This is a genomic window from Sorangium sp. So ce1335 (genome assembly GCF_051521615.1).
Lineage (GTDB): Bacteria > Myxococcota_A > Polyangia > Polyangiales > Polyangiaceae > Sorangium.
The window spans coordinates 1,131,572-1,148,431 of the sequence record NZ_CP150363.1 but is presented as its reverse complement, the minus strand read 5'-3'; the positions used below and the strand labels follow the sequence as shown (position 1 = coordinate 1,148,431).

11 protein-coding genes are annotated in these 16,860 nt (G+C 74.0%); 5 read left to right on the top strand and 6 right to left on the bottom strand.

Going from position 1 to position 16,860, the window contains the following annotated elements; translation table 11 throughout:
* Positions 1-192 precede the first annotated feature (192 nt).
* A complete protein-coding gene (locus WMF24_RS04150; RefSeq protein WP_437735038.1) occupies positions 193-2,514 on the bottom strand; it encodes an ImmA/IrrE family metallo-endopeptidase in 2,322 nt (773 codons plus the stop codon).
* Positions 2,515-2,968: 454 nt separating this feature from the next.
* Here WMF24_RS04150 and WMF24_RS04145 point away from each other — a divergent pair, with 454 nt between their 5' ends.
* From WMF24_RS04145 to WMF24_RS04135, 3 genes are all read left to right on the top strand, one after another.
* Complete coding sequence (locus WMF24_RS04145; protein ID WP_437735037.1) at positions 2,969-3,688, top strand: CPBP family intramembrane glutamic endopeptidase; 720 nt, start codon at positions 2,969-2,971, stop codon at positions 3,686-3,688.
* A gap of 331 nt (positions 3,689-4,019) precedes the next feature.
* Positions 4,020-5,030: a hypothetical protein gene (locus WMF24_RS04140; protein ID WP_437735036.1), complete on the top strand. Its 1,011-nt coding sequence runs from the start codon at positions 4,020-4,022 to the stop codon at positions 5,028-5,030.
* On the top strand, positions 5,017-6,510 hold the full coding sequence (locus tag WMF24_RS04135) for a hypothetical protein (RefSeq protein WP_437735035.1): 1,494 nt from the start codon (positions 5,017-5,019) through the stop codon (positions 6,508-6,510). The genes WMF24_RS04140 and WMF24_RS04135 overlap by 14 nt, the downstream gene beginning before the upstream one ends.
* Before the next feature lie 35 nt (positions 6,511-6,545).
* Here WMF24_RS04135 and WMF24_RS04130 read toward each other — a convergent pair whose 3' ends face one another.
* The 4 genes from WMF24_RS04130 to WMF24_RS04115 all read right to left on the bottom strand — a co-directional run bounded on the left by WMF24_RS04130 (position 6,546) and on the right by WMF24_RS04115 (position 12,680).
* Positions 6,546-8,042, bottom strand: a complete 1,497-nt coding sequence (locus WMF24_RS04130) for a hypothetical protein (protein WP_437735034.1) — start codon at positions 8,040-8,042, stop codon at positions 6,546-6,548.
* A 213-nt stretch (positions 8,043-8,255) separates the two neighbouring features.
* Positions 8,256-9,755 (bottom strand): hypothetical protein, encoded by a 1,500-nt coding sequence (locus WMF24_RS04125; protein ID WP_437735033.1) that lies wholly within the window; start codon positions 9,753-9,755, stop codon positions 8,256-8,258.
* 31 nt (positions 9,756-9,786) lie between these two features.
* Positions 9,787-10,848 (bottom strand): hypothetical protein, encoded by a 1,062-nt coding sequence (locus tag WMF24_RS04120; protein ID WP_437735032.1) that lies wholly within the window; start codon positions 10,846-10,848, stop codon positions 9,787-9,789.
* A 158-nt stretch (positions 10,849-11,006) separates the two neighbouring features.
* Positions 11,007-12,680 (bottom strand): serine/threonine-protein kinase, encoded by a 1,674-nt coding sequence (locus WMF24_RS04115; protein ID WP_437735031.1) that lies wholly within the window; start codon positions 12,678-12,680, stop codon positions 11,007-11,009.
* A 393-nt stretch (positions 12,681-13,073) separates the two neighbouring features.
* On the opposite strand from WMF24_RS04115, the gene WMF24_RS04110 reads away from it, so the two are divergent.
* Positions 13,074-13,520, top strand: a complete 447-nt coding sequence (locus WMF24_RS04110) for a hypothetical protein (protein ID WP_437735030.1) — start codon at positions 13,074-13,076, stop codon at positions 13,518-13,520.
* A 240-nt stretch (positions 13,521-13,760) separates the two neighbouring features.
* Positions 13,761-15,908: a DEAD/DEAH box helicase gene (locus tag WMF24_RS04105; RefSeq protein WP_437735029.1), complete on the top strand. Its 2,148-nt coding sequence runs from the start codon at positions 13,761-13,763 to the stop codon at positions 15,906-15,908.
* Positions 15,909-16,009: 101 nt separating this feature from the next.
* On the opposite strand, the gene WMF24_RS04100 is transcribed toward WMF24_RS04105, so the two are convergent.
* Positions 16,010-16,843 (bottom strand): acyl-CoA desaturase, encoded by an 834-nt coding sequence (locus WMF24_RS04100; RefSeq protein WP_437735028.1) that lies wholly within the window; start codon positions 16,841-16,843, stop codon positions 16,010-16,012.
* Positions 16,844-16,860: the final 17 nt, after the last annotated feature.

Here is a 16,860-nt window from a genome sequence, read left to right as displayed (position 1 = left end):
CTGCGCCAGGCTCCGGGATCGGGCTGGCAGCGGAGAGCGACACCCGCGCTGCGCGCGCGGATGCCGCGGGTCAGCGTATAGCGGTCAGGTGACGCTGGAGCAACGCGACGCCCAAGATTGCTGCCCACGCAGCAGCGCGCTCCCCTGCGGCCTGTCCGCCATGCGCCAGCGGCAGACCCTGGCGACGAGGCCCTAGAGACCGCAGTCCGCCCAGCCCTCCGCGTCCACCCCGCAGGGGGCGTGCGGCGGGCAAACGAACTGCCGGATCCCATCGTCCGGGGAGCACAGGATCATCACGGATTGCCCGTCGATCTCGTCGCACATCCCCAGCTCGGGGATGCCCGTGCAGTCGGCCGCCGTGGCGTTCGGCGCGAACCAGCACCGCGGGCGCGACCCCGGCCCCTCGGTGCACGAGTCGGGCGCGGCCGCCGCCTCCGCCTCCGGGCTGAACGTCAGCACCTGCTCGTACGGCGGGATGAGACCGGGGATGGCCGTGCCGCGGAACTTCGTCTGGCAGAGCGCCCCCTGGAACGCGGTGTCGACCCGGCACTGCAAGGGCGGGTTGTTCTCCTTCGTCACCATCACCTCGTCGGCGTCCGGCGTGCTCAGATCGGGGACAGGACGGGAATCCTCGGTCCCTCGCCCCCAGCGGCCGAAGCGCTCGGCGACAGCGGCGAGCCGGTAGCACAGGTTCTGTGCGTCGACGTCGCCCCACGCCGCGTCGCAGCGCGCCTTCGCGTGCTCGGTCGCCGTCTCACGGAACCTGGCGTTCACCTCGCGCTCGGCCGACCAGAGCCGCGGCAGACACTCCTTCGTCGCGAAGTAATCTGCCTGGCCCTCCGTGCTGCTCACCGTTCCGTATTGCCCTGTCGCGAGACCTTCGACCTGCATTTGCTGCACGTGCGATTGCTTGAACGGAAAGCCCCCGAGCGCATGGCCGATCTCGTGGCACGCGGCGAACGCGGCGATGTCGGGCGGCGACACGCCCTGCCTGCGGAGATCGAAGCCCAGGTGGATGTGCCAGGTGCGATCGGCCGCGATGTCCATCTTTGTGCCGGCCGCGGTCCCGACGTTCACCGAGAAGCGGGCCTTGTGGTCCCGCATGTGATCCCGGTAAACGTCCACCGCGTGGCTCGCGATGTCGAACATCTGCTCCGTCGTGACATCGCCCGCGTCGGGGCCTGACGCGACCCTGGCGGGCACACGGACCTTCTTGAGGATCACCGTCGGGTGCTCCGCCGACTGCCACGCTGCGCCGCCGACGTCGCCCGAGCCGGTCAGGACGCACATCGCAACCAGGCCCTCCTTCGCGGGCACCGGGAGCGCCGCGAGCCGGTCGTCCTCGATCGCGATCGGCGCGGAGTAGCCCTCCGCAGCGCGGCAATCGACGCTCTCCACCGGGCCCACCTTGAAGCGGTAGTGGGTATCGGACACCGGGGCGAGCCGGACGCCCCAGCCGCTCGGCCCGGGCGGCTCGCCCACCGTCGGCGTGGCGATGCGCGACGGCGTCGCGCCGAGCGACGCGTGGCCCCCTGGATCCAGCGGGCAGCCGGCGGCCGCCACGTCGAACCGCCCCCCGGCGTCGAAGCACCGCGCGATCCCCGTGGCATCCACGGCGTAGGTGGCGCCCTCTACGCCGCGCTCGGGCTCGCCGCCGCCGACCTCGCAGGGGTAGCCCAGGTAGCAGGTGTCCACCGGCTCGGCGGCCCCGAACCGGGTCGTGAAGACCCCGAAGACCCTCCTGCGCTCGTCGATCGCCGGGCCGCCCACGGCGCCGGAGCCCATCCCGCCGCACGCGCTCACGTGCATGTCGTACCAGTGCCACTGGTGCTCGACCACGTTGGGCCTCCTGGCCCCCTCCGTGCAGCGGGCGCGGCGCACGAACGTCTCCGGGGACTCGCCACCGCCGTCGTCCACCGGCACCCCCGCGAGCTCGATGGGCGCTCCGGCGGCCGGGGGCGCGTCGGCCAGCGGGAGCGGCTCGATGCCGAGCGCCTGGAGCTCACCGATCGTGCGGTCGAGCTCGACGAGCGCCAGGTCGGCTCCCTTCATCGTGACGTACGCGAGCCGGACGCCCCTCGCCTCGACGCGCTCGCCGTCGGGGCTGTCGTTCAGCTCCTTGAAGAGGAACGTCAGGCTGTCGACGAGGGTCCGGTCGACGCCCACGTCGAAGTACATCGACCTGTCGAACGGATACGTGACGCACCGACCTGCCGTGAGCGCGTACGCCGGCGCGTCGGCCCTGTCGCTTGTCTTGATCAGCGAACCGGAGCAATTGCGGTTCAGCGAGGCGACGGCCCGGAGATAGGCGTTCTGCAGGCCCAGACCGGGCGCCAGCTCCGCCTTCAAGGGCGGCTCCTCCTCCGCCGGGGGCGGCTCCTCTTCCGCCGGGGGAGGCAGATCCGGACCGCCCGGGACCGGCGAGACAGAGAGCTCCGAGCAGGCAGCGATGGCCAGCGCGGCCACGCTCACGAGCGATGGCGCCGCCATGCCGCGCTGTCGATGCTCCCTCACGCCATGTCTCACGCACATACACGAACCCGCCGACGGAATGGGATGATCGTCGCTCCCAGGACACCGGGGAAGCGCGCCTCGACCCGGAGCTCGCAGGGGACCGCTCGCCGCCCGGATCCGGACAGCCCACGAGCCTGGATGCCACCACGGGGCACGCCCCTTCGGAGTATTTGGTGCGGCATCTCCGACATGATCGCCTGGCTGCTCACAAGGCGTACCATCGCGCACCTCAGCGCGCCCAGGCGAGACATTTCCTACCCCCATGGAATCGTCACACGCCTCAGGTGGTTCCAGGGGATGCGGGGCTCCCAGCGGTGCCCCACGACGGTAGCCCGCTCGCCCCCGACCGGCGCTCGCATCGCCGCGCGCGCCGGCGCGGCGCCGGGCTCGCAGGGGTCGCTCGCGACGGCGCGGGCCTGTTGCCCTACGATGACCTCGACCCCGAGGCGCTCCGATGTCCACCACCGCCCGTCCCGGAACGAGCCGCCCGAGGGCGGCGCTGCAGGTGCTCCTCGTCGCCGCCGTGGTGCTCGTGTTCATCGCGCTCGGCGAGACGGCCGGCTCCGGCGCGCGCGCCCTCTCGCCGCGGGACATCGCCAAGGGTGTCGGCCTCGGCGGTGGCATCCTGCTCGTCAGCGTCGCCGTCCTGCTCGCCGTGTTCCGGGAGCCCTGGAGCACGCTCGGCTTCCGGCGCGAGGCGCCCGCGACCGTCCTCTCCTGGGGCCTGCTCGGGCTCATCGCGAGCTACCTTGTCGCCGGAACGGGCACTGTCGTCTATGCGCTGGCGGCGGGCCTCGCCCCGGAACGGCTCGCCGCCGAGAAGACCGCCGCGCTCGGCGGCTTCTCCGAGCTTCCGCCGTCCCTCATCCTTCCGCTGGCGCTCTTCACCGGCGTCTACGAGGAGCTCGTGTTCCGCGGCTTCTTCCTCTCGCGCCTGCGCGCCGCCCTGTCCCCCGACCCCCGGCACCACGCCGCCGCGGCCGGCGCCGTCGTGCTGTCGTCGGCCCTGTTCGCGGCCGGGCACTTCTATCAATCGATGCTCGGCGTCGTGCAGACCTTCGCCATCGGCCTGGTGCTCGGGGCGCTCGCCGTGCGGCGCGACAACGTCTGGCCGTGCGTCGTGGCGCACGCGGGCATCAACCTGATCGGGTTGACCGCGCTGCGCTTCGCTTGAGACGTTCCCTGCCTCGTTGACGGCGTCCCGACACAGACCGGGTGCGACCAGCACGCAGCCCCGCGAGCAATGACCCAGGCGGAGGCAGGCTCCGGCCCGCCGCGCTCGTCACCCGCGGACGGCGCGCTCGGCTCAGGCACCGTGTGCTCCGGACGCGGCGCCGCGGGTCAGCCTGCGGCGCCCAACTCTGCTGGTCGTCCAGGCGCGCCGTGATAGCACTTAGGCCAACGGTTCCCCTGCCGGCTCGCGGATCGGCCGCCGGGGACGGCGACTCGTTTTGCTGTGCCGATCACCGTGCCGATTACCCTGCCGATGGGGCGAGGTGTGTGAAATGGGTGCAGATTTCGCGATCCTCCTGGGTCTCGGGACGCTCGGTTGCGGTGCCGGCATGGCCTGGCTCGCGGCCCGGACGGCCTCGCTGCAAGGACAGCTGCGCGAGGCCGCCCGGAACGCGGAGGCCCTCCGTCAAGCCAGCGCGCAGCTCGAACAGCTGCGTTCGGAGCGCGCCAGGGACCGAGAGACGCTCGACCGCGCCCGGGGCGAGGAGCGACAGAAGGTCGAGTGGCTCGACGCGCAGCAACGAGAGATCGAGTGGTTGCGGAGGGAGCTGGACGCCCGGCCCAGGGTCACGCAGAAGCGGTACAAGATCCTGACGCTCGGCATCAAAGGCACCGGGAAGACCTCGCTCACGTTGAAGTGGGCCAACCCCCTCGTCGACCTCGGCAAGCTGCAGGGGACGAAGATCGAGCGTTACGAGCGGACCGTGAGCCACGTGTCCACCAGGGAAGAGCTGACCGAGCACATCTTCGAGATCGGCGACTGGGGCGGAGAGCACCTCGTCGAGGCCCAGCACGAGCTCGTCGTGGACGAGGTCCATGGCCTGCTCCTGGTCGTCGATCTCGCGGCCAGGGACGGACGACAGGTGGATCCGGCGCGCATCGAGGATCAGATCCGGGAGTTCGAGCCGCAATCGCTGCGCTACTTCTTCGGCTCCAAGACGCTGACCGCGTGCAAGGCGGTCGTCCTGTTCATCAACAAGTCGGACGTCCTCTCCGGGACGCCGGCCGAGGTCGAGCTGGAGGCGCACAGGCACTACCAGCCGCTGATCAGCGCGATCGATCGGCTCAAGAACCACGTCGACACGCGCGTCCTCGTGGGCTCGGCGAGCTACGGCCACAGCACGCACCACCTGTTCTCGCACTTCGTCGAGCGCATCCTGCCGAAGCACGCCTACGACGGTCAGCTCCTCCAGCGAATCAAGCAGGATGTTACCGCACCAGCGGCCGTCTACCAGACAGCGCGGCTCGCGGCGCCCCAGGTCGGATCTCATGCCCAGAAATGAGACCAGCGCCGCTGGTTACGAGCCTCCGCGCTACCGCGCCGAGGACGACGCGCCGTGGTACCATGTGCTCCACGGGAACGTCCCGGAGCACCAGATCGATGTCATGTACGGCCCGGAGGTCCCCCAGGGCCTGCTCACGCCGACGCATTTCAGCCATCTCGCGCGGCTGATGAAGTACATCGAGCCGCAGACGAACGGCACGCACGCGTTCGCCATCGGCAATCTGTCGCGCGACGACACCCAGCACGAGGCAGGTCACGGCGCGCTCGCGCTGATCTTCGCGTTCCGGATCGACGGCGCGACGGATCACGCGGGCAGGGGGCACCCGCCGTTCGCCCACGGGATCGCCGCGATCGATCGCGAGGTGCGCCCTGCGTCGCTGCTCGAAGCCGCGGCCAGCTTCCACCGCCACACGATGAGCGGAGGCGAGTCCGACCCTCCTGCGGCCGCCTTCTACCGGGCGTACGTGCGCGCGGTCCTCGAGCGTCCGGACGGCGTGTCCCGGGTGCTGGCGCGCTATGTCGAGGCGTTCGACGATCTGCCGCGGTTGCCGCGGAGCGACCTCTCCCTGGCGTGGGTCGCCGATCCGGGCGCGCAGCCGAGGCGGGTGGTCATCGTCCACGGGGAAGACGAGCCGTTCAGGGGGGTCGCGGGCGTCGCTTCGCGGCTCGCGGCGGTGCTGTACCGCTCGAACATCAAGTGGACGGCGATCTCCACCGGTCGAGAGGCCGATATCCCGGGCGGGCTCTCGGTGCGGCTCGTGGCGGAGCGCGACGCCCCGGCGGCGGATAGCCAGGGCAGGCTGCTGCGCATCGAGGAGGTGCCCGAGGACGAGGCGGAGATCGCGCGGACGGTGTTCGGCGCGAGGCCGTATGGCGCCGATCCGGAGCGGCTGAAGCCCGTGGGCTGGCGGGAGCGCTACGCGGCGCAGAGCGCGAAGGCTGCCGGTGCGCCCGAGGGCGCGGCGCGCACGGCGCCGGAGGCCCAGGCGGCGCGGCGCGAGGAGACCGCGGCCGATACGGCGCGTGTCGACGTGCGAGCCGGGGCGACCGACGGCGAGCCGGCGCAGAAGCCGTCCGTCGCGGAGAGGCCGGCCTCGCGCGGCTGGATCAAGGGGGTGGTCCTCGGCGCGAGCGCGACCCTGGCCGCGGTGGCGTCGGTGCTCGGCGTCCCGTCGGAGCCCGCGCGCGAGCAAGACGCGCGCGAGCAAGACGCGCGCGAGGAAGAGAGGAGAGCGGATGTCGCGGCGCCGCCGGCAGCGGTGACGGAGACCGAGCCGGAGGCGCCGGCGCCTCCGCCGGCGCGGGTGGCCACGAGCTCACCGGAAGCGCCGCCGGCGGCCGCGCGAGACGCCCGGACCGCGCAGGGGCGGGAGCCGCAGCGAGCTCCGGCGAGGTGGACTCAGCGCAGGACGCCGCCGCCGGCAGCCGCGGAGACCGCGGAGCCGACGGTGTTCGACAGCGCGCCCGTGTTCCGATAGGCCTCCGGCGTTGTTCGATTCGCCGGGGAGCGTTCTTACTGCGCGCAGCTCTTGTCCGTGTCGAAGCGCCAGCACGCGGCGGCGCCACCGTGCCCACCGGCTCTGTCCAGAGAGCCCTGGCCATCCAGACCGCCGGTGCCCGCCCGCACGTGTGGGAGCAGGTTCAACGATGGGATGGCAGGAGGCGGGGCGTCGGCGTACGCGATGCCGATCGCGTACCCGCCACGCCCGCCGCCCCCTGGACCGCCGGGACCGCCACGACCGCCGTTCCCTCCAGCGCCCGCACAGTCCTCATCGGGCTTGTCAGAGCAAAGACCACCTGCTGCACCTCGCCCCCCTGATCCGCCCGGCTGCCCCGCCGCCCCGTTTCCCCCGTTGCCACCGTTCCCGATCTCGACGCTCACCTCGACGAGGACCAGCTCCGCTCCGAGGCTCACGATGCCGATGCTGGACCCTCCGGCTTTCCCGGCTGCGCCGCCGGCGCCGCCGCATCCGCCCGCGCCTCCACCCCCGCCGCTCGCGCCAGCTCCAGGTCTGATGGTTCCATCGTTATCCAGGCAGATCGTCACGTCGGAGCCGCCTCCACCCCCTCCTCCCTGCCCCGGTGTCCCCGTCCCGCCGGGCGCACCGTCGCCCCCCACGACGCCGTCGAGGGTCAGCCTCGCCTCCTTGCCGCCGGCACCGGAGCTCCCGGAGCCGCCCGGGACACCGGAGAGACCGTTCTGGCCGAGTCCTCGGTGAACCAGGCCTCCCTTGCCAGTCTGCATCGCATCCCACGCCGGCTTGCCGTCTGCTCCTCGTCCCCCGACGAGGAGAGGCGACATCGCCCCAGGGCCGCCCGCGCCACCGCTGGTCTCCACGACACCGCACAACATCCGCCCGGGGTTGCCCGCCTTCGGGGCGTTCACGCACGCATCTGCCACATCCCCCGCCGGCGCGTCCTCCCCGGCCTCCGCCTTGCCCGTCAACGGCTCGCCGTCCGCGCCGGGCATCGCGTCGCCGGCCACGGCCTTGACCTGCTTCAGCTCCGCCGCGATGGCCGCCACGGCAACAGCGATCGACGACCCGCCTGGCTCCGTCGCCTTCGCCGCCTTGATCTCGAACCCCCGCACCTTCGCCCCACGCGCCGCTTCCGTCAACGTCAGCGCGACCTTCCCCGGCGGCCCCTCGATCGCGCTCTTCGTACCGAGGCTCGGCTTCCACCCCCCATCGCACGTGTAGTCCCCGCGCACCTCGATCCCCGCGCGCAGCGTCACCGCCTCGGTGAACGCCTTGCCGGCGCACGCGCACACCGTCCGGCCCGCCGCGTTGTCGATCGCGTCCTGAAGGCTCGCGTACGGCGCCTCTCTCGTCCCGGAGCCCGGGGACACGGCGCTCGCGCTCGCGAACACGCTGCACCGGTCGATGTCCGCATCTCGACCCACGTCTTGCCAGTCCCTTTCTACCGGCTGGCACGCGGTCGCCTGGAACGCCACGGCGAGCGCGGCGGCGCACCGGAATCGCGGAGCCTCTTCGAACAGACCATGTCGCATGATATCACCCCTCCCTGTCACCGGCGTGTTCTCGGGAAAGGCCTGTCCCAGGCACGCACGGCGGACACGGCCCACCGCGCTGGGCAGCACGTCCGTCGCCGCACAGCGACGTTGCTCCGCATCGGAGCAACCGGCCTTCGCTCACGCTCCGGTGACACGTTCGCTACACCAACCATGGCGCGTGCCATGGTGGGTGTGGCGGTGGGGCTCAGCTCACGGCGCGCATCGCTCGTTCGTATCGAAGCGCCAGCACGCGGCGGCGCTACCGGGATCGCCGGCATTGTTCATGGAGCCCCGGCCACCCAGGCCGCCGGAGCCCGCCGTTCCGTGGGAGAATGAATGGAGCGACGGGATGGGATCGGGGGCTGTTGCGTAGGCGATGCCGATCGCGTACCCGCCGCGCCCGCCGCCTCCCGAGCCGCCAAGACCGCCACGACCGCCGTTCCCTCCAGCTCCCGCGTACTCCACACCTGGATTGTTGGTGTAAACACCACCTGCTGCGCCTCGCCCCCCTGGTCCGCCCGGCTGCCCCGCCGCCCCGTTACCCCCGTCGCCCCCGTTCCCAACCTCGACGCTCACATCGTCCAGGACCAGCGCTGTCCCGAGGCTCGCGATGGCGATGCTGGACCCTCCAGCTTTCCCACCTCCGCCGCCGGCGCCGCCGCATCCGCCCGCGCCTCCACCCCCGCCGCTCGCGCCAGTTCTGATTTCCCTGGTTCCATCCGGATCCAGGCAGAGCGTTCTGTCGGATCCGCCTCCACCCCCGCCTCCCTGCCCAGGTGCCCCGTTCCCGCCGGGAGCGCCGTCGCCGCCCAGGACTCCAGCGAGGGTCAGCCTCGCGTCCGCGCCCCCGCCGCCAGGGTCGCCGGCGATGCCGTAGATACCGGAACCGCCGCTTTGACCGAGGCCTCGGTCAACCAGGCCTCCCTTGCCAGTCTGAATCGCTTCCGGCATCGGCTTGCCGTCCGCACCTGGGGCTCCGCTGCCCAGGGCCACCGTCGCCCCAGGGCCGCCCTCGCCACCGCTGGTATCCACTCCATCGCACGTCATCTTGCCGGGGTTGCCCCCCTTCGGGGCATCCACGCACGCATCTGCCGCATCCCCCGCCGGCGCGTCCGTCCCGGCCCTCGCCCTGCCCGTCGGCGTCTCGCCGTTCGCGCCGGGCATCGCGTCGCCTGCCACGGCCTTGACCTGCCTCAGCTCCGCCGCGATGGCCGCCACGGCAACAGCGATCGACGACCCGCCCGGCTCCGTCGCCTTCGCCGCCTTGATCTCGAACCCCTGCACCTTCGCCCCACGCGCCGCTTCCGTCAGCGTCAGCGCGACCTGCCCTGGCGGCCCCTCGATCGCGCTCTTCGTACCGGGGCTCGGCTTCCACCCCCCATCGCACGTGTAGTCCCCGTGCACCGCGATCCCCGCGCGCAGCGTCACCGCCTCGGTGAACGCCTTGCCGGCGCACGCGCACACCATCCGGCCCGCCGCGTTGTCGATCGCGTCTTGAAGGCTCGCGTACGGCGCCTCTCTCGTCCCGGAGCCCGGGGACACGGCGCTCGCGCTCGCGAACACGCCGCACGGGTCCGGCGGATCCGGGGGCGGGATGTCATCACAGTGCAAGCACGGCGGCACCTCCTCGCACGCGGTCGCGTGCAGCGCCGCGGCGAGCACGGCGGCGCACCGGAATCGACGGACCTCCTCGAACAGACCATATCGCATGCTGCCGCTCCTCCATGTCACGCCTCGGATGTCACCATCGCGCGCTCAGCGAGACGCCTGCCCCGGGCGCCAGCGCCACGGGAACGGCCGTCACCGCTGGTCCTCCGCCGGCCCGCAACGCTCCGTACAGCGCATGGCCCACGGTCGCCGCGCCGAGCACGCCGGCCGCGACAAAGACGCCGGTCGACGCGTTGTACAGGCGCGCGGCCTCGGTCCGGTGCTCGTGCACCTCGGGACACCGGGCGTGATGGCGCGCCGGAGGTCCGCTCGAATAACACGAGTCCGCGCCGGGCACCGCGGCGTCGCTGCCCGCGTGCGCGCTCCGATCCGCGAGGACCCTCAAGGCGACCGCCGTCCCCACCGCGATCCCCGCGGCAGCGCCGCCCGCCGCGATGAGCGCCACGCTCGGCCCGGAGGCGCCGCGATCCGGAGCCGCGGGCGGGCGCCGCTGCGGCGCCCGGGGCTGAATCGCCGCCGGCGCGGCGCGGTCCACGAACCGGAGCTCCACCTCCTGCGACGCCCCCGGCGCGAGCGCCGCCGAGGTCTGCGCCGGCGCCTCGCCCTCGATCCGCGCCTCGAGCCTCCTCTCCCCCGGCTCGACATACACTTCCCGCCCGAGCGGCGATGTCCCCACGGGGACGCCGTCGACGAGCACCGTGGCCCCCGCCCGGCTCACGACGAGGGAGAGCGTGGCGATGTGCGCCCTGGCCTCGTCGAGCATCTGCCGCGCCAGCGCGCGATCGGAGTCGCTCACGCCCTCTGCCTCGCGCAGGAAGAACGAGATGTGCTCCGCGGCGTCGCGGTGTTTCCCTATCCGGAGCTCCGCCCGGGCGAGGTTCGCCGCGATCTGGAAATGCTGCTTGAGCCGCCACGCCTCGAGGTAGGCCGCATAAGCCTCCGGCCAGCGGCCCTCCCTGGCCGCCGCGACCCCGTCGCTGTAGCGGCGCACGGCCCGCGCGCTGTCGTCGCCCGGTGCCCCTGGCTCACCACCGCCCTGCGCCAGCGCGGCCGCCCCCACGGTCGCCGCGCAGAGGAACACGCCCAGCGCCGCTCCGGCCGCGCGCCGGCAAGAAGTCCTCACGACACCCGCCATGGTGTACCTCCCCTGCGTCGATGACATGAGCTCACGAGGGAGCCCGGGCGGCGAAGGAGCACCGCCGCCGCGTTCCTCTCGCCGCCCCGCCATCCCCTGCGGTGCGGAAGGCCCGGGATGTCCGCCGGCGCGCCTCCTCGGGAGCTTCCCGCTTCCCATCACAACGGCTCATGGGCGTTGCGCGCTCGCTCTTCCTTGTCGCGGCAGAGGGCCCGTAAAAATCCCTTCTTCCCCGCGCAGCGATCGGCCTTCGGCGGTCTTGCCGGAGGCCGGCGGGGCAAAGGCGTATCCTGGGCGCTCGCTCCAGCGGGCCGTGCGTCCACACGCGGCTTGGATGATGGCCGTGCCGCGGCGGGTTCAGGATCCAGGCCCGCTCCATCCGCCGCCCGCTGCGCTGCGGCGCCCTCGGCGCGCGCCGGAGGCGGAGGCGTCGCGTCGCTCGGCGCCGACATCGAGGGTGCCAACGCCACCTCGCGCGGCTCACGAGGGCGCTGCGGCGGCAGCGCCGGCGCCCCGGAGCTCTCGTGCGCCGACGCCGCCGGCGCCCCGGAGCTCTCGTGCGCCGACGCCGCCGGCGCGCCCGGCGCCGCCGCGCGGTGCGCACGTCTCTCTGGCAGGACCAGCACCGCCGCGACGAGCGCGCCGAGGGCGGCGGCCACGGCCAGGGCCGCGGTCGCGGCCCTGGGTTTCCGTTTCGGACCACCGTCTCGCCTCGGCGGCGCAGGCGGTCCGGGCGGGATGACCCCGACAACGACGTTCACCTGGGACGAGCTCGTGACAAGCGGCGTCGTCGAGCTCCCGGGATCCCGCCGATCGCTCGCTGCGGCCGGCCCGGCGCGCACGGTGCTCGCGATGGCGTCGGCGTCGAAGGTCCGCGAGGAGGGCTGCGCGGAGCGCTCCCCCCGCACGATGGCCTGCGGCGGCGCCGGCGCCTCGCGCGCGGTCTCTCGCCCGGACGGGAGCGCTCCTCGCCCCGTCGCGATCCGATCGAGCAGGTCTGCCACCTCCGCCGCGGTCCCGAACCGCTCCTCGCGGTCGCGCCGCATGCAGCGCGCGACGATGTCGACGAGCCGCCGGTCCACGCGCCACAGGACCCGCGCCAGCGTGGGGATCTCACCGGCCAGGATGGCAGTGAAGACCTCCCTGGCGTCCCCCCGGAACGGCCGCTCCCCGGTGAGCATCTCGAACAGGACCACGCCGAGCGCCCAGATGTCGGTGCGATGATCGATGTCCTCGTCCGCCCTGACCTGCTCCGGGCTCATGTACAGCGGCGACCCGACAACCCCGCCCGGCATGGTGTGGAGTCCGTCGTTGATCGACAGGTTCTTTGCGACGCCGAAGTCGAGCACCTTGACGACCCACCCGTCCACGTCGGTCTCGCGGTGCAAGAAGATGTTCGAGGGCTTCAGATCCCGATGGACGATGTGGAGCTCGTGGGCCGCCGCGAGGCCCCTCGCGACGTCTCGGCCGATGCCGGCGCCGATCTCCGGCTCGACCCGGCGCCTGCGTAGCAGCAGCTCGGCCAGCGTCTCGCCCGAGAGGAGCTGCATCACGAGGAACGGCTCGCCGGCGTCCGTCTCGACCATGTCGTAGACGTCGACGATGTTCCGGTGCTGGAGCGCCCCGCAGCTCCGCGCCTCCCGCGCGAGCCGGGCCCGGAGCTCGGGCTCCGCGCGGATCACCCGCTTGAGCGCCACCTCGCGCCCCGTGGTGATGTTGATCGCGGACCAGACGGAGCCCATGGCGCCCTCGCCGATCTTCGCGACGAGCTTGTACTTGCCATGGACCGTCCCCCCCGCACCGGCGGGTGGGTGCTCCTTCAGCGTTGACATGAGCCCCTCTCGCGACGGAGCCAGCGCGCCATGAACGGATGGCGTCGCGTGCGCTGGACGTGGGGGATCCTCGGCGCCGTTGCTGCGCTTCCAGGTGGCCTCCAGTCGATCGCGGTCCGGTTTCACGCTCGCCGCGGAGCAGACACGGCGCATGCCACGGGCAGGCGTGCAGCGGCACCGCACCACGGCGGATGTTCAGGGCGTCCATCGCGCGATCCGCGCGCGGCGGCGCCGAGCGCTGCTCCGCGCGCGGCGGCGCCGAGCGCTGCTCCGCGTCGCTCGTCGGCGCGGCGCGACCGTGTCGCCGGGACCGCCCTCCTGTCGGCGAGGCGGCGGCTCCGCGGGTCGATCGGCGCGTGCCCCGGACCCGGGGAGGCTCTACAAGGAGACCTCATGTCGATCCGACAGCGCGATTACCTCCTCCGCATGATCGAGCAGCTCGCCGAGGCCGTCGGTCGGATCGCCGGGCTCCGGCGCGCCGGACAGCTCGACGAGGCGGAGCTCCTCGTCCGCACCACCGCGGACGGGCTCTTCGGCCCGATGCGGGACATGCTCGACCGGCTCGACGCCGCGGGCGCGGCCACCCTGCTCGGCGACCACGAGAAGGTCGGTGCGTACGCGGCGCTCTGCGCCGAGCAGGCGGAGATCCTCGAGCTCCGGGGCCGGGCCGCGCAGGCGCTCGCGGAGCGCAGGCGCGCGCTCGAGCTCTATCTGGAGGCGGTGAGCCGCGCGCCCGGGGGCAACCCCCGCGCGCAGGAGGGCGCGCTGGCGCTCCTCGGCCAGGTGGACGCCGCGCGCCTGCCGGAGCGCTACCGCGCCCTCGCCGCGAAGCTCGGCTGACGCGACGGGGGTTCGCGGGCTCCGCCGCCGCGCGCGGGCTCCGCCGCCGCGCGCGGGCTCCGCCGCCGCGCGAGCTCCGCCGCCGCGCGCGGGCTCCGCCGCCGCGCGGGCTCCGCCGCCGCGCGGGCTCCGCCGCCGCGCGCGAGCTCGGCTGCGTCATCACCGCGCCGCGCGCCGCGCGCCGCGCCGCCTGCCGGATTGCCATGACGCCGGCGTGAACCCATGAGACGGGGAGCCCCCGTGGAACCGACCACCCCGTCCGTCAGCTTTGCCGCGCTCGGCATCGGGCCCGCCCTCCTCGGCGTGCTCACCGAGCTCGGCTACGAAGAGCCCACCCCGATCCAGCGCGAGGCGATCCCGCACCTCTTGACCGGGCGCGACCTGCTCGGCCAGGCCGCGACGGGCACCGGGAAGACGGCCGCGTTCGCGCTGCCGCTGCTCCAGCGGCTCGAGATCGGCGGCGAGCCGCCCAGCCGCCCCGTGGCCCTCGTGCTCGTGCCGACGCGCGAGCTCGCCATGCAGGTGGCCGAGGCGATGCACCGCTACGGCCGCCGCCTCGGCGTCCAGGTGCTGTCGGTCTACGGCGGCCAGCCGTTCGGCCAGCAGCTCCGCGCGCTGCGCCGCGGGGTGCACGTCGTCGTGGCGACGCCCGGCCGCGCGCTCGACCACATCGGCCGCGGGACGCTCCTGCTCGACGGCATCCGCACGGTCGTGCTCGACGAGGCCGACGAGATGCTCGACATGGGCTTCGCCGAGGCGCTGGAGGCGATCCTCTCGGCCACGCCGGCCGAGCGGCAGACCGTCCTCTTCTCCGCGACGTTGCCCCCGCGGATCGCCGCGATCGCCGGCCGGCACCTCCGCGAGCCCGTGCGGGTCAAGATCGCGGCCGAGAAGGCGGCGCCCGGCGAGCTCCCCCGCGTCCGCCAGACGGCCTACATCGTGCCGCGGGCGCACAAGCCGGCCGCCCTGACGCGGGTGCTCGACGTGGAGGACCCGTCGTCGGCGATCATCTTCTGCCGCACGCGCAACGAGGTGGACGAGCTGACCGAGGCGCTGCGCGCGCGCGGCCACGAGGCGCAGGCGCTGCACGGCGGCTTCTCGCAGGAGCACCGCGACCGCGTGATGGCGCGCTTCCGCGCCGGCGCGGCCGAGCTGCTCGTCGCCACCGACGTCGCCGCGCGGGGGCTCGACATCGAGCACGTCTCGCACGTCATCAACTACGACGTCCCCTGCGAGGCCGAGGTCTACGTCCACCGCATCGGCCGCACGGGCCGTGCCGGCCGCGAGGGCGCGGCGATCACGCTGGTGGAGCCGCGCGAGCACTACCTGATCCGCAACGTCGAGCGGCTCACCGGCCAGCGCATCGAGGCCGCCACCCTACCGACCGTGGCCGACCTGCGCGCGCGGCGCCTGGAGCTGACGCGCGCCTCGCTGCGGGAGGCGCTCCTCGAGGGCGGGGCCGAGCAGTTCCGGGTCGTCGTCGAGGCGCTCGCCGACGAGTTCGACGTGATGGACATCGCCGCCGCGGCGGTGAAGCTCGCGCACCGCGCGACCGAGGGGGACCGGCCGGAGGACGAGGCGGAGATCCCGTCGTTCCGGCCGCCCCCGCCTGCGCCCGAGCGCGCGCGCGACGCGCGGCGCGGCCCTCCTGGCGCGCGCGGGCGCGCGGGCGAGGGTCCCGCCCGGCCGCGGCGCGACGGCGGCGAGGCCGACGGCAACGTCGCGCGGCTCTACATCGGCGCGGGGCGGGCCGCGGGCATCCGCCCGGCGGACCTCGTCGGCGCGATCGCGAACGAGGCGTCGCTGAGCTCCCGCGACATCGGCGCGATCCAGATCGCCGACGGCTTCTCCGTGGTGGAGGTCCCTGCCGACGCGGCGGACACGGTCATCGAGGCGCTGCGCGCCACGCGCCTGAAGGGCCGCAAGGTCCAGGTCCGCCGCGACCAGCACGACGCCCCCGGCGGTGCGTGGGGCGGCGAGGCCGGGGCGCGCGGCGGCGAGGTCGGGGCGCGCGGCGGCGAGGCGGGGGCACGCCGCGGCGCGGCCGGGGCGCGAGGCGGCGAGTCCGAGGCCCACGAGGACGCGGCCGACGAGGACAGGCCCCGGCGCAGCGCGGCCGGCGCGCGGGCGCGGGCCAGCGCGGCCGACGAGGCCGGGCCGCGGGGCGGCGCCGCCGACGAGGCAAGGCCGCGGGGCAGCGCGGCCGGGGCCCGAGCGCGGGCCAGCGCGGCCGACGAGGTCAGGCCGCGGGGCAGCGCCGCCGAGGCGCGTGGCGGCGCGCCCGACGCCCGCACCGGCGCCGCGAAGCCCCGCGCGCGCGGGGGCGCGACCGAGGCCCGGGACGTCGCGGCGGGCATGGCTCCCCCGCGGCGTCGCCCCCGGGCCTGAGCTCCACGGCAGCCGCGCCCGCCACGGCTGCCGCACCCGCGCTGGCAGCGCCGCGCCGGCGCTCGGCCGGCGGATCGACGGAAGGCTCGAGCGCAGGTCATTCAGCCGCCCGCCGCCCTGCCGCGCGCGCCCTCCCGCCCCTCCGGCCCCGGCTGGATGTCCCACGCGAGCCCCAGCGCCGCGAGCGCCCTGATGAACGCAAACGCGAGGTCGTGCTGCCCCGGCGCCATCCCGTAGCGGGCGGCGCGCGGGAAGGCGTGGTGGTTGTTGTGCCAGCCCTCGCCGAAGGTCAGCGCCGCCACCCACCCCACGTTGCGGCTCCCGTCGCGGGTCTCGAACGCGCGGCGCCCGAAGCGCGGCGCGTGGCAGACCGAGTTCACCAGGTAGGTCGTGTGCATCCAGCCAACGAGCGGCAGGAAGAACACGACCGGCACCGCGCCCCAGCCGAGCGCGAGCCCCGCCAGCAGCACCGCCGCCCCCTGCGGCGCGAACCGCCACCGGAGCAGCCACCGGTAGTAGGGATCGCCGGCCAGATCGCGGCAGTACCGCTCCGGATCGCGCGGGTCGGTCGAGCCGTCGTCGACGATCCACCCGAGGTGCGCGTACCAGAGCCCTCGCCGCGGCGAGTGGACGTCGCCCTCGCGGTCGGTGTGCGCGTGGTGCCGCCGGTGCGTCGCCACCCACGCGATCGGGCTCCCCTGGCCGCTGATCATCGCCACCGACACGAGCGCGTACTCGACCCACCTCGGGCAGCGGAACGCGCGGTGCGAGAGCAGCCGGTGCAGGCCGACGATGGTGGACAGGTGGAGCGCCGCGTACAGCGCGGCCGCGAGGGCGACGAAGCTCGCCCGGATCGGCAGCAGCAGCCCGAGCACGGCGAGCGCGTGCACGAGCGCGAAGTAGGCGATCGCCGCGCCGCTCGCGCGCCCCCTCATGACAGCCCTCCTTCCCC